Raw genomic sequence first — 13,297 nt, forward strand, 5'->3', positions numbered from 1 at the left:
GCGGTACCCATCCCGCCGCAGTTCGTACGCATCCTTTGTGCTCCTCTTACGACCCCAGCCACAACCTCCGGACCCGGGCCGTGCACGCCCGTCTGCGTCGGCGCGACGCCAACGCCCGCCACCCCGTCGTCCTCGCCGCCCGGTGCAAGGAACGCGCCGCATCCGCAGAGAGAAGGGCATCCGCGGGGGGGGTGCCTCTATGTCTTTCGTCAAGCGAGGCGTGGGGTTCGGGGTTCGTAGAAGGTGCCATCGCGGAGCATCGCGAACAGCACGCTGATGCGATGCCGGGCGAGGCGGAGGAGGGCCTGGGTATGGGTCTTGCCGCGGGCCCGGCATCGGTCGTAGTAGGTGCGGGAGGCGGGATCGTGCAGGGCGGCGAAGGCTGAGAGGAACATGGCCCGTTTGAGCTGCCGGTTTCCGCCTCTGGGTGCGTGTTCGCCGTGGATCGAGGTCCCCGACGACTTCGTCGTGGGGGCGAGTCCGGCGTAGGAGGCGAGGTGGGCGGCGCTGGGGAAGCTGGTGCCGTCGCCGACGGTGACCAGCAGGACGGCGGCGGTCCTGACAGCGACCCCTGGCATCGAGGTCAGGACCGTGGAAAGAGGGTGTGCCTCCAGCAGGGCCCGGATCTGGGCTTCCAGAGCCCGGCGCTGGTCGTGGACGGCCGCGAGCGAGCGGGCCAGGGACGGCACCACGACATCCAGGGTGCCGGTCCCGGGCACCACGACGGTCTGCTCGTCGAGCGCGTCGAAGACCTCGTCGATTAACCGGGCGGCCATGCGCGGGGCCTTGGGTCGGATCACTTCAACGAGCCTGTGGCGACCGGCTTTCCGCAGTGCGGCCGGAGAGCCGTATCGCTCGAGGAGCCAGGTGACCGCCTGGTGGTCGAGGCGGGGGCCAAGGACACGTTCGAGGCTGGGGTGGAACTGGGTGAGCAGGCCGCGTATGCGATTGCTGGTGCGGGTGGCCTCGGCCGCGAGGTCCTGGTCGAAGCCGACGAGGACCGTGAGCTCGGCGGTGATCTCGTCGGTCAGCTCCAGCGAGCGCAGGGTGTGTGGCATGGTGCGGGCGGCGTCCGCGATCACCGCCGCATCCTTGGCGTCGGTCTTGGCCTCGCCCGGGTAGAGGTCGGCGATGCGCCGCATCGCCAGGCCGGGCAGATAGGCGACCTTGCAGCCGGCGTCCCGGGCCACGGTCAGGGGCAAGGCTCCGATCGAGGCGGGCTGGTCCACGATCACCAGCACGGTGCCGAACTTTGCGGCCAGCTTGTCAAACACGGCCCGCAGTTTCGGCTCGCTGTTGGGCAGTTGCTTATCGAAGACCTTCTTGCCGGCCGGGGTCAGCCCGTGGCCGTGGTGGGCACTCTTGCCGACGTCCAGGCCGAGGAAAACGCCCACGTCACCGATGTCGTACAACCCATCCTCCCGAGCGGGGTTCGTGCGGTGCTGGCCAAGGCGTTGGCGCCGTACGCGCGCATCCACGTTATGCAGACCTGCCGCCCGCAAACGGCCGGGCATTGCACCCGGCCAGGCGGTAGTCGGACCTCTCATCAGCGTCTCCAACGGCGCCTCTCGGGCCCGGTGACACCACCCCCCAGGTCATCGCTCGACAGGGGGACACAGTCATGCCGGGCCCGGAGGCCAGTGGCCCTCTTGCAGGACCGCGAAGAACATAACGGGGGGGGACCGGCCCCAGCACCGCCGCAGCGTGAGCGGCCTGCGGCTGCCGGCCGGGAGCCGATCCGGCGATCAGCTGACGTGGGCGGCGATGGTTCGCGCACACACCAGGGACTCGGTACGAGTCGTGTCCACCTCCAGGTCGTAGAACACCCCCTCGTGAACTGCATCCGCCTGTGACGCGGCCATTCCCTGGATGCGATCTCCTCGTGCGACCTCACGGCCTGCGGCGACCGCACTCTCACACCTGACGCCGACCCACAACACAGCCAGGCCGCCCAGAGCCTTCTGCCACCGCTTCTGGGACGCTGCGCCCCCGAGGAAGACGTCATCGATGATGACTCTGGCGTTTGCACGGGCCATCGCCACGACGCCGTCCATCCAGGCCGCCTCCAGCGCCCGGAAGTCCGCCCCGACGCTCACCCCGCCATCCGCCGCGAACACGATTCCCTCGTCCGACGCCTGCATCTTCGCGGGCATGGCGTCGACGAACGAGTCGCACCCGAACGCCAGCCACGGATCCGGCAGTACGGCCTGGAGACACCGTACGATTCCGGACTTCCCCGAGCTGGAACCGCCGTTGAGAATGATCATCTGAGTCGTCACCGCGCCACAGTAAGGCGCTTCCTGCACGGCACGAAACGAATATCGGCACATACTGCTCTGCTGCAACAACCCGGTGACTGTTCCGAGTGGCTCCAGGGCGCAGATCGCATCGTGATCAATCTGCGGGAGTCGCGCTCGCGTCGGAGCCCGGACCGGTAGGTCTTCTTTGCGTGACACGAGTGCAACTGGCGGACGAGGGGGGAGTTCATCGAGCGCGCGGAGCCCGTCCGCACCCCGCTCTCCGCCATCCGGACGGATCCCGGACCGCGACGTTGGATGTCGACGGCCCCCCAGGTGAACGCCCGTGCGGGGCACCAGCCATGACCAGATAGACGCCCCCTCGCCCACGTGCGAGGGGGCGTCGACACATCCGGACGAGCTACGTCGACGGGTACCGCGTCACCTTGGTGACCTTGCACTTGGTGTCGCTCGGCGCTTTCCCCAATCCCTGCGCCGTCGTCCTCACCTTCTGCCCCTTCGCCACCTCGTCGGACGCCGCCAGCCCCTCAGCCACCCGCGTGCCGCCCGCATCCACGAACTCCACGTTCACCACGTAGGTCGCCGCTCCGTCACCGTGGTTGACGATCTCCACCACGACGGACGGCCACGTCGTCAACGGATCCACCACGCACTTCGACAGCTTCACGTCCGCCTCCGGACCGTTCTCGATCGCAGGCTCCTCGGCCGGCGCCGACTCCACTGGGGCACTGGAGGACGACCGTGCCGGAACAGGCGGGCTCGACTTCGCCGCCTTGCTGATCTCGGAGCCCAGCATGGCGAGCAGCCCGATGACGGCGCCGATCACCAGCAGCCCACCCACGATGGACAACGTGACGATCAGCCCGGTGTTCGACTTACGGGGTGGTGGCGCGCCCCACCCCGGGGCCTGCTGCGGCCACTGCTGATAGGGCTGCTGTGGGGGCTGCGGGCCCCACTGCGGCGGCTGCTGCGGCTCCTGGCCAGGTGGCGTCGGAAAAGACATGTGATCCCCCCATGGGATGTACGGGTGTGCGAGGACACGGTAAGGCCCGCACGCTTCTCGGCCGGGGAGGCGCCGCGTCCTTGCCGGAGTCTGCCGAGCAGCGAAGCCGGGTCTCCGGGGCGCGATCGCGCTACCGGCCCGTGCCGGCCCATATGAGGGGCATATACACGCAACGTAGTGGCACGAGTTCGAACAGTGGGTGTTCCTCTCCGAGTGATGCAAACACACCTGTCACCCCCTTGACGGGTGACAGGGGATGGATGCAGCCTTGTGTCCATCGAGCCCGACGGATCGGTTCGCTGCGAGAAGGGAAGCCACTGTGGAAACTGAGCCTGCACTGGACGCGGCAGCGGCGGCGCGGCATGCGCGATTCGGCACGTTGCCGGAGCGCATCCAATTTCACGAAATGGTGGAGGAGAAGGAAGCCGAGCCGAACAATGCGGCGATCGCGTCCTACAACCCCGAGGGCTCCTGGAACCACTTCTCGTGCCTCGCCTTCGACTTGGGCCTGTGAGGTCGCCGACAGGGATGGGGCGCGGTATGCGACTCGTGGTGATGCCTTCAATGCCCCCTTCGCCACGGGCGGCATTCTGCGTGTGGACGGCGATGCGTGGGATGCCTTCCCCCGGGCGCTGGTAGCGGGACGGACCTGGGCGAGGTTTCTCGCCCGGCTCCAGGCCGAAGAAGACGCGGAGGGCCTGATCGCCTGGGAGGCCAACGTCGACTCACGTACGACTCCCGACGCAAGCGCACCCACCTGCGTAGACGCGGTATCAAGGCCACCATCCCGGTTCCGGCGGACCGGGTCCGCAACCGGCAGTAGCGCGGTTCGTGCGGTGGCAGGTCGCTGAAGTTCGACAGGGACGACTACACGCAGCGGCGTGCTGTCGAGTGCGGCATCAACCGCCTCGAGCGCCATCGAACTGTCGCCACCCGGTACGACATACTCGCCGTCCGCTACGAAGCGGCCGTGCTGGTCGCAGCGATCAACGAATGGCTCTGAACGACACAGGAGAGCGGTGAGTGAGAGCTCAGGCGGCAGCCATTCGGTCCTCCGCGGAAGCGGAGCACTTGCCCAGGTTGCGCCAGGCGATGGCGCCCAAAATCGGGAACAGGACCATGATGATCAGCCAGCCGGTCTTGGGCAACATGCGAATGCGCGGCACAGGCGTCCTGATGCAGTCGACCAGGGCATAGACGTACAACGCCGCGACCATGAGGTAAATCGCGTAGACCAGCGCTGATGTCATTGGATCACCTCGTGTGCCAGGGGCGCCTGCCGGCTTGTGTGCGGCACCGCCTGGCCCCACTGCACACCCATGCTAGTGTCCTGAGTCAGTAATTCGTTTGCAGTACGTGGCGAGTGATTCGAGGATCTGGTCGGCTGTCTTGGTCCAGATGAATGGCTTGGGGTCTTCGTTCCAGGTGGTGATCCAGTTGCGGATGTCCTTCTCCAGGGCCTGGACGGATTTGTGGACGCCGCGGCGTATCTGTTTGGCCGTCAGCTCTGCGAACCATCGCTCTACGAGGTTCAGCCAGGAAGAGCTCGTGGGCGTGAAGTGCATGTGGAATCTGGGATGGGCCAGGAGCCATTTCTTGATGGCGGCGGTCTTGTGGGTCGCGTAGTTGTCGCAGACGAGATGGACCTCGAGGTCGTCGGGGATCTCTTTGTCGAGCTTGGTGAGGAACTTCTTGAACTCCGTCGCGCGGTGGCGGCGGTGGAGGGAGCCGATGACTTTGCCGGATGCGGCGTCGAACGCGGCGAAGAGGGTGGTGGTGCCGGCGCGGACGTAATCGTGGGTGGCCCGCTCCGGCACCCCCGGCATCATCGGCAGGACTGGCTGAGACCGGTCCAGGGCCTGGATCTGCGACTTCTCGTCCACACACAGCACCAACGCCCGTTCAGGCGGGTCGAGATACAGGCCGACGACGTCGTGGACCTTGTCGACGAAGAACGGATCCGTCGACAGCTTGAACGACTCGAAGCGGTGCGGCTGCAGCCCGAAAGCCCGCCACACACGTGAAACCGTCGACTGGGACAGACCCGTCTTCTTCGCCATCGAGCGCGTCGACCAATGCGTGGCGTTCTCCGGCTTCGACTCCAGAGTCCGTGCGATCAGATCCGCGACCTGCTCGTCCAAAACCGTGCGAGGCCGGCCAGGACGCGGCTCGTCCTGCAGACCAGCGAGCCTGTCGACCAGGAAACGCTTCCGCCACTTCGACGCCGTCTCCCGCGTCACACCGATCTCGCCCGCGACTGCCTTCGTCGAGACCGGAAACCCGTCCTCACCCACCGCTTCACACGCCAGGATCAAGCGGGCTCGAAGAGCCATGTCCTGGGCACCCTTGCGCCGCCGCACCCACCGCTCCAACTCCCCGCGTTCCGCAGCAGTTAGATCCAACGGCACAAGCTTCGGTCCCGGACGAGTCATCCCCAAACCATAGACGAATTATTGACTCAGGACACTAGTGTCCCGAGTCTTAGGAGCACTACATATCTAGGATTTGGGGTTCGGCAGGCGGTTCAGGTAGCCGGCGAGGCGTTCGAAGATCTCGTCGGCGGATCTGGTCCAGGTGAACGGCTTGGGGTCTTCGTTCCAGTGGGCGATCCAGTCGCGGATGTCCTTCTCCAGCGCTTGTACGTTCTTGTGGACGCCGCGGCGTATCTGCTTGTCCGTCAGCAGTCCGAACCAGCGCTCGACTTGGTTGAGCCAGGACGAACTGGTGGGCGTGAAGTGCATGTGGAAGCGCGGGTGCGCGAGCAGCCATTTCTGGATGGCGGGGGTCTTGTGGGTGGCGTAGTTGTCGCAGATCAGGTGGACGTCGAGCTCGGCGGGGACCTCCTTGTCGAGCTTGGCGAGGAACTTCTTGAACTCGGCGGCGCGGTGGCGGCGGTGCAGGGAGCCGATGACCTCGCCGGTGGCGGTGTTGAGCGCCGCGAACAAGGTGGTGACGCCTCCGCGCAGGTAGTCGTGGGTGCGGCGCTCGGGCATGCCGGGCATCATCGGCAGCACCGGGGCCGAGCGGTCCAGCGCCTGGATTTGCGATTTCTCGTCGACGCAGAGCACGATGGCGCGCTCGGGCGGATCGAGGTACAGGCCCACAACGTCGCGGACCTTCTCGACGAACTGTGGGTCCTTGCTCAGCTTGAAGGTGTCGACCTGGTGCGGCTTGAGGCCGAAGGTGCGCCATATCCGTGAGACCGTCGACTGGCTCAGCCCGCTCTGCTTCGCCATCTCGCGCGTGGACCAGTGCGTGGCGCCCTTCGGCGTCGCCTCCAGGGTCCGCACGATCACGTCCTCGACCTGCTCGTCGGTCACCGTGCGCGCCGGGCCCGGCCGCTTCTCGTCGGCCAGGCCCTCCAGCCGGTTGGCCGCGAACCGCTTCCGCCATGTGGCCACCGTGGTCGGGTGGATCCCGAGGTCCGCGCCCACCGCAGTGTTCGACAACCCGTCAGCGCACGCGAGGACGATCCGGCAGCGCAAGGCCAGAGCCTGCGCGGACGTCGCCCGCCGTGACCAGCGCAGCAACGTCTCCCGCTCGTCATCCGTCAGGACCACTTCGACCGTCGGCCGACCCATGCGCGCCATGAGCCAAGCATACTTCTAAAGCTTTCCTAAGACTCGGGACACTAGCGGGCGTCACACAGCGAGGTAGCGCGCCCCTTTCATCCCTACGGCCAGGAAGGGGGCAGGGAGCGTACGGCCATCTCACAACGACCGCAGCAGCGTGAGCGCCCGCTGCCGAGATCCTTTCGCAACAGGCCCTTGGGGCGACCGCGCATGGCGGTGCGTGGTCGGCCATCGGCATCGCCCGCGTTGGCGAGAGCCTCCCGTGGCCGCCGGGGCACGGTTAGAGCGATGTCGGGTGAGCGGCCCGTTCCAGGGATCGCCCATCCCACCCGGAGCCGGCCGGGCCCGAGGGCGGATGTTGTCAGGCGAGGGGGGATGGAGCGTGTGACCTGTTGTGTTTCAGTTGTTCGGCGACGGTCCGCAGGAGTTCGTCGGAGAGGTCCTTGTCGGAGACGGCTCGGGAGATGAGTACGGCGCCGACGAGGGCGCTGAGGGTGAGCATTGCTTCGGCTCGGGTGTTCTCGTTGTCGTCGTTGAGGCCTGCGATGAGTTCCAGGTAGGTGCGTACCTGCTTTTCGTAGGCGTCTTTGAACTGTTGGTCGCCGCGTGCGGCGGCGGCGCCGAGGGTGACGAGTGCGCAGCCGGTGGCGGGTGTGTCCCGGTGCTGTTTGGCGAGGTAGGCGTCGATGAGGCCGGCGCGTGCGTCCTGGTCGTTCTTGCGTGTGGCGCGTTCCATCTTTGCCGTGCCTTCGGCCAGGGCCACGGCCGAAGCCTGCGCGATCAGGTCGTCGCGTGAGGCGAAGTGTTTGTAGAAGCCGCCGTGTGTCAGTCCGGCCTCGTTCATGAGGTCTGCGACGCCGGGGCGGGTGACGCCTTCGGTGCGGACCTTGCGTGACGCCAGCCGCAGGACCCGTGCGCGGGTTGCCGCTTTCTCTGCCTGTGAGTGGCCCATGTCCGTCCCTGCTTTCCGTGGGCGGCGTGGTGGGACCGCCGTGCGACTGGATGATGGTCATCATACACCTGTGCCCCGTACGGGCGTTTTGCAGTGGCTTGCCTTTGACTTTCAGGATGACGTACGTAATCTTGAATGTGGATGATGACAAAAATCCAGATTGGAGCGGAAACCGTGTCTCAGACCTACGACCCCGCGCACACGGCCGTCCTGCTGGTCGACCCCTTCAACGACTTCCTGTCCGAGGGCGGCAAGATCTGGCCGCGCCTGGAGCCCTTGGCCGAGGAGGTGGGACTGCTGGCACACCTGCGTTCCGTGGTCGCCTCCGCCCGTGAGGCCGGCATACGTGTGGTGTTCGTTCCGCATCGCCGCTGGGAGCCGGGTGACTACGAGACGTGGGACCACCCCAACCCCACCCAGCGCGGCATCATGGAGCGCCACAGCTTCGCCCGCGGGACCTGGGGCGGGGAGTTCCATCCGGACTTCCAGCCGCAGCCCGGGGACATCGTCGCCCAGGAACACTGGGCGCAGAGCGGCTTCGCCAACACCGACCTCGATTTTCAGCTCAAGCAGCACGGCATCACCCACGTCACGCTCGTCGGCCTGCTGGCGAACACGTGCATCGAGTCCACCGGCCGCTTCGCCATGGAACTCGGCTACCACGTCACCCTGGTTCGTGACGCCACCGCGGCATTCCTCCCCGAGATGATGCACGCCGCGCATGAGCTGAACGGCCCCACCTACGCCCACGCCATCACCACCACGGACGAACTCACCACCGCATTCAAGGGAGCACGCGCATGACACTGACCGGCAACCTGCTGATCGGAGCGGCCGGCGTGCCCACCGCCACAGGAACCATGAAGGCGCTCAACCCCGCCACCGGCGAACTCATCGAACCCGAATTCGCCTTCGCAGGCCCGACCGAGATCGACCACGCCGTCCGTCTGGCCGACGAGGCCTTCGACAGCTACAGCCACAGCGGGCCGGCGGAGCGGGCCGCTTTCCTCGACTCCATCGCGGACAAGCTCGAGGCGGTCAAGGACGAGCTCGCTGCACGCCTTGCCCTGGAGACGGGCCTGCCCGCTGCCCAGTTCGAGGGCGAGGCCATACGGACAGCCGACGTATTCCGTAAGTTCGCCACGGTCGTCCGTCAGGGCCGTTTCCTCCAGGCGACCATCGACCCCGCGCAACCGGACCGGCAGCCCGCGCCGCGCATGGACCACCGGCTGCAGAAGGTGGCCCTTGGCCCCGTGGTGATCTTCGGTGCCAGCAACTTCCCGATCTCCTACTCCGTCGCAGGTGGCGACACCGCCTCCGCCCTGGCCGCCGGCTGCCCCGTCGTCCTCAAGGCCCACAACGCCCACCCCGGTGCCTCGGAGATCCAGGGCCGCGTCATCCAGCAGGCCGTCGGCGAGGCGGGACTGCACGAAGGCGTTTTCTCACTCGTCCGGGGCGCCGGCAACGAGATCGGTGAGGCACTCGTGGACCACCCCCTGGTCCGGGCGGTCACCTTCACCGGTTCCGAGGGCGGCGGCATGGCCCTGTACCGACGGGCCCAGCAGCGTCCCGACCCCATCCCGGTGTTCACCGAGATGACCAGCGTGAACCCGACCTTCGCCCTGCCCGCCGCCCTGGCGGCCCGCGGTGCCGAGATCGGCGGCGGCCTGGTCCAGCGCGCCATGTACAACGTCGGGCAGGCGTGCCTGAAGCCCGCCGTCCTCCTCGCCGTCGATGGACCCGGCTTCCAGGAGATGCGGGACGCGGCGAGCGCCGCGGTGGAGAAGGCCGCCGCACGCACCATGCTCACGCCCGGCATCCACGACGCCTACACCCGCAACGCGCAGCGCATGGAGAACGACGGCGCCACCCGGATCGCCGCAGGACCGGCTCCGGCCCAGGCATGGGACGGCCAGTCCCTGCTGTACGAAGTCAGCGGGGAACAACTGCTGGCCGAGCCCACCCTGCGAGAGGAGGTCTTCGGCCCGGCCGTTCTGCTGGTGAGGCTGACCGGACTCGACCAACTGTTCGACGTGGCCTGTGCTTTCCGCGGCCAGCTCTCGGCCACTCTGCACGCCGAGGCCGCCGACCGCGCCGCCGCCGAGCGGCTCCTGCCGATCCTGGAGCGCCGCACCGGCCGGATCGTGTTCAACGCCTTCTCGATCCCGCAGGAGGTCTCGTACGCCTCCACTCACGGCGGCCCGTTCCCGGCCACTTCCGACAGCCGCTTCACCTCCGTGGGGATGGGCGCGATCGAGAGGTTCGTACGTCCGGTCACCTACCAGAACTTCCCGGACGAGCTGCTTCCCGAGTCACTGCGCGAAGCCAACCCCCATCACCTGTGGCGAGTCGTCGACGGCGAACTCACCCGGAACTGAACCGTCGTCATCGGGCCCCGTTCGCGCCCACGGACGGGGCCGGTCCGCTCACATGCGACGAGCGGCGTCCGGAGCGCGCCGGACCACGTCACCGTCTCTTCCCGCTGTGGGCGCATGAAGAGTGCGAGTTTCTCCTCGAACAACTCCTCGTAGTCGGCGAGGTCGTAGCCGAACAGGGGGAAGGACTCGGTGGCCGAGGCGCGCCCGAGGACGAGTTGGGCCCGACCGTTCGACACGGCGTCCAGGGTCGAGAAGTCGTGGTACAGCCGCACGGGATCATTGGTGCTCAGGACAGTCACCGATGTTCCGAGGCGGATGCGCTTCGTGGCGGTGGCGATGGCGGAGAGCAGCACGGGGGCGGCACTGTCGACATAGCCCGGTCGGTAGTGCTCGCCGACGCTGAAGACGTCCAATCCCGAGGATTCGGCGAGTGCGGCCTCCTCGACGAGCAGGCGGACGGTCTCGGCGTCGCTGAGCGTCCAGCCGTCGTCCGTGGCGACCTCCCCGAACGAGTTGAGGCCAATTTTGAAGGGCAGGGGCGTCATGGTCTCCTCCACCGGTGGTCCCGCACGCAGCTGACCACTCGGAAATCATTTGATTGACGAAGCAAATATCTTCATGCATGCTTGACGCGTCAATCAGCAGGGTGCGGGGCCCGACGCGCGGGTGTGCCTTCGCCGGCGAGCGGGGGCCGTGCGCCCGTCCGCGGGGGCGGAAGCCGGGGGTGCTCCCCGGTCTGCTCGCTCCGGATCCGACTGACGCCGGGTTCGCGGTGCTTCGCACCCGCGCGGGACCGCCGCCCGGCGTGCGAGGTCGGTGGATTCGGCATCCGTCCCCGCCTGATTCATAAAACACATATTTGATTCATCAACCCAGTGAGGTGACCAGACGTGGGCCATGCCACGCAGATGCCGCACGCCGCCGTCCTGGCATCCGGCAGACCAGAAGGAAGCCGTCCTCGCGACGTTCGGCCGGCGCGACAAGTGATCGTGCGCAGGACCTTGCGGCACACGGCGACGGGCGCGGCGGCGATCGCGATGCTCCACGCGGCCCTGCTCGGCGTCTCCTCCGGTGCCGACCCCTATCCCGATTTCGCCTGGACGGACACGACGCAGGTGATGGCCTCCGTCCACGCCTTGACCCCCTGGCCCCTGACGGCACTGATCCTGCTCTGGCTGGCGCACCAGCGGCAGGCGGCCTACACCCGCGCTGCCTTCGCGCTGCTGCTGTCCAGCGCGGCCGGGCTGGTCTACACCTGGTCGGTTCCCCTGAATCACCTTCCGGAGCACGAGAGTTCGCTCTTCCGTGAGTACCTGGCGATGCCCGGTGCGCTCACGGGCTGGTACCTGCTGATGGCCCTGGCGGTGGTCACCGCCATCTCGTCGGTCCCAGCACGCATCGCCGTCATGATGACGGCGGTGTGCGGCGTGACGACGTCCGTGCTGACGTCCCCTCACCCTGCCTTCGCCGGTGCTCTGGGCGCGGCAGTGCCGCTCCTTTCCTGGTGCGTCGCGGGGCGTCTTCCGCGGAGGGAATCATGGAGCCGAGGCCCTGCGGATGCCTGGGGCCGGAAGGACAGGTCGTAGAGCTGCGGCCGCGCGCCGAGGAGCCGGGTGGCGGCGGCCGCCACCCGGGGGCGAACGGCGCGGGCGCCGGTCCGGCCGGCCCACGTCCTTTCCTCCGACCCCGTGCCGTTGGGGCGCGCGGGCTGACCGCCATGCATCTAACGGTGTGATCGAAGCGGCCGGATGGTGGCCGTACGCCGTGGTGTTCGTCCTGACGACCAGTGAGACGAGCACCTTCATCGGGCTGCTGGCCCGGTTAGACGGCCATTCTTCTCGCCTCCGCGATCGCCGGCCGAGGCGAACTGAACGCCTTCCTCGGCTACTTCGCCGACGCGGCCGCGACCGCGTTCCTGCATTCGGCCGGTCTTGACGGCGCCCCGATGCTCGCCACCGTGACCGTGCCTGCCCTCATCGTCGTGAAGATCCGCGCGCCACCGACGCCGGCGGCTGCCCACCAGGTCCGCAGTCGTGGCATCGGGCGAGCCCCGGAGGCCCTCGGTGCGAAGAGCAGCACACGAGTTCACCCATCCACAGCGCCATCCTCCATCGACGCCCGGCAGTCCGCGCCGACCGGACGGCGCGGCTGCCGGATCAGCGGCATGGAGAGGATCACACGGTCGCCTGCGACACCAGCTCGCCCCAAGGCAGACGACGAGGAACAGAATCCTTGCTTCAGGAAACCGGCGTCTACGCCGTGAAGTCCGCAACGTGGTCCCGGGCCCAGTGGGCGAAGGCCCGGGCTGGGCTGCCGGTGAGATCCTCGACCGCGCCGGTGATCTCCGGGGGTACACCGACGGTTTGCGCGAAGGACTCCAGCATCCGTCGGAGCATCTGGGGCGGCACGTGCGGGAACAGTTCCGCACCCGCCTTGCGCGGGTCCACCTCGACGAACGTCAGTCCTCTGCCGACTGCCGCACCGATCGCCGCGACCTGCTCGGCGTTGGTGGTCGCCTCGGGTCCGGTCAGCCGGTGCACGGCACCCTCGTGCCCGTCATCGAGCAGAGCCCGCTCGGCGACGGCCGCGATGTCGTCCTCGTGGACAGGCGCGAAGAGAGCGCCCGCGAACACGCCCCGGACGGTGTTCCCGGCACGGATCTGAGGCGCCCATTGGAGGGCATTGGTGGCGAACGCGTTGGGCCGCAGGAAGGTCCAGGCGAGACCGCTGTCCCGGATCTGCCGTTCGGCAGTGGCGTGCATGACGTGGATGGGGTGGGTTTCGTCGACGCCCTTCTGGATGATGCCGCTGGAGAGCAGGACGACATGACGGATTCCGTGTGCACGGGCCGCATCCAGCAGGGAGACGGTGCTCGCCTGGGCATAGAGGAAGAGGCTTGTCGCCCCGGCGAACTGGGCGGCTGGGTCCTCCGCCCGGAACCGCACCACCTCGGCCCTTTCGGGCAACGACGCCCGCCCGGGGTCGCGGGTCAGCGCCCGTACTGGCTGACCCGCGGCGAGGAGTCGGTCGACAAGTGCACGGCCGACGTTGCCCGTCGCGCCGGTCACTACGATCACGATGCTGCCTCCCAAGGTTCGATTGATCGCTTTTGACCGCCCGAGCCTGAAGGCCCG

General features: G+C 67.7%; 13 protein-coding genes. 4 read left to right on the plus strand and 9 right to left on the minus strand.

From position 1 onward, the window contains the following. Window positions 1–209: 209 nt before the first annotated feature. From OG878_RS38230 to OG878_RS38240, 3 genes are all read right to left on the minus strand, one after another. On the minus strand, window positions 210–1,412 hold the full coding sequence (locus OG878_RS38230; protein WP_328887860.1) for an IS110 family transposase: 1,203 nt from the start codon (window positions 1,410–1,412) through the stop codon (window positions 210–212). A 333-nt stretch (window positions 1,413–1,745) separates the two neighbouring features. Next, window positions 1,746–2,279, minus strand: coding sequence for a chloramphenicol phosphotransferase CPT (gene cpt / locus OG878_RS38235; protein WP_328891033.1), 534 nt, complete (start codon window positions 2,277–2,279; stop codon window positions 1,746–1,748). A gap of 379 nt (window positions 2,280–2,658) precedes the next feature. Beyond that, the gene (locus OG878_RS38240) at window positions 2,659–3,261 is read right to left on the minus strand and encodes an FxLYD domain-containing protein (RefSeq protein ID WP_328891034.1); all 603 of its coding nucleotides are present in this window, start codon (window positions 3,259–3,261) and stop codon (window positions 2,659–2,661) included. 319 nt (window positions 3,262–3,580) lie between these two features. On the opposite strand from OG878_RS38240, the gene OG878_RS38245 reads away from it, so the two are divergent. Beyond that, the gene (locus tag OG878_RS38245) at window positions 3,581–3,775 is read left to right on the plus strand and encodes a hypothetical protein (protein ID WP_328891035.1); all 195 of its coding nucleotides are present in this window, start codon (window positions 3,581–3,583) and stop codon (window positions 3,773–3,775) included. A 517-nt stretch (window positions 3,776–4,292) separates the two neighbouring features. On the opposite strand, the gene OG878_RS38250 is transcribed toward OG878_RS38245, so the two are convergent. The 4 genes from OG878_RS38250 to OG878_RS38265 all read right to left on the minus strand — a co-directional run bounded on the left by OG878_RS38250 (window position 4,293) and on the right by OG878_RS38265 (window position 7,785). Then, a complete protein-coding gene (locus tag OG878_RS38250; RefSeq protein ID WP_328891036.1) occupies window positions 4,293–4,511 on the minus strand; it encodes a PLD nuclease N-terminal domain-containing protein in 219 nt (72 codons plus the stop codon). A gap of 72 nt (window positions 4,512–4,583) precedes the next feature. After that, window positions 4,584–5,693: an IS630 family transposase gene (locus OG878_RS38255; RefSeq protein ID WP_328887582.1), complete on the minus strand. Its 1,110-nt coding sequence runs from the start codon at window positions 5,691–5,693 to the stop codon at window positions 4,584–4,586. Between the two features lie 66 nt (window positions 5,694–5,759). Continuing rightward, the gene (locus OG878_RS38260; RefSeq protein ID WP_328885146.1) at window positions 5,760–6,851 is read right to left on the minus strand and encodes an IS630 family transposase; all 1,092 of its coding nucleotides are present in this window, start codon (window positions 6,849–6,851) and stop codon (window positions 5,760–5,762) included. Between the two features lie 343 nt (window positions 6,852–7,194). Next, entirely contained in the window at window positions 7,195–7,785 is a 591-nt protein-coding gene (locus OG878_RS38265) for a TetR/AcrR family transcriptional regulator (RefSeq protein ID WP_328891037.1), read from the minus strand. A 174-nt stretch (window positions 7,786–7,959) separates the two neighbouring features. Here OG878_RS38265 and OG878_RS38270 point away from each other — a divergent pair, with 174 nt between their 5' ends. Next, entirely contained in the window at window positions 7,960–8,589 is a 630-nt protein-coding gene (locus OG878_RS38270; protein WP_328891038.1) for an isochorismatase family cysteine hydrolase, read from the plus strand. Further along, the gene (locus OG878_RS38275) at window positions 8,586–10,163 is read left to right on the plus strand and encodes an aldehyde dehydrogenase (NADP(+)) (RefSeq protein ID WP_328891039.1); all 1,578 of its coding nucleotides are present in this window, start codon (window positions 8,586–8,588) and stop codon (window positions 10,161–10,163) included. Before OG878_RS38270 ends, OG878_RS38275 begins: the two co-directional genes overlap by 4 nt. On the opposite strand, the gene OG878_RS38280 is transcribed toward OG878_RS38275, so the two are convergent. After that, window positions 10,121–10,708 carry an LLM class flavin-dependent oxidoreductase gene (locus OG878_RS38280; protein WP_328891040.1) on the minus strand — a complete coding sequence of 196 codons (588 nt, stop codon included), beginning with the start codon at window positions 10,706–10,708 and terminating at the stop codon, window positions 10,121–10,123. The two genes, OG878_RS38275 and OG878_RS38280, sit on opposite strands and share 43 nt — an antisense overlap. A gap of 444 nt (window positions 10,709–11,152) precedes the next feature. On the opposite strand from OG878_RS38280, the gene OG878_RS38285 reads away from it, so the two are divergent. Beyond that, entirely contained in the window at window positions 11,153–11,749 is a 597-nt protein-coding gene (locus OG878_RS38285; RefSeq protein ID WP_328891041.1) for a hypothetical protein, read from the plus strand. A 666-nt stretch (window positions 11,750–12,415) separates the two neighbouring features. On the opposite strand, the gene OG878_RS38290 is transcribed toward OG878_RS38285, so the two are convergent. Then, entirely contained in the window at window positions 12,416–13,240 is an 825-nt protein-coding gene (locus OG878_RS38290; RefSeq protein WP_328891042.1) for an SDR family oxidoreductase, read from the minus strand. Between the last annotated feature and the right edge of the window lie 57 nt (window positions 13,241–13,297).

This window comes from Streptomyces sp. NBC_00316 (genome assembly GCF_036158715.1).
Classification (GTDB): Bacteria; Actinomycetota; Actinomycetes; order Streptomycetales; family Streptomycetaceae; genus Streptomyces.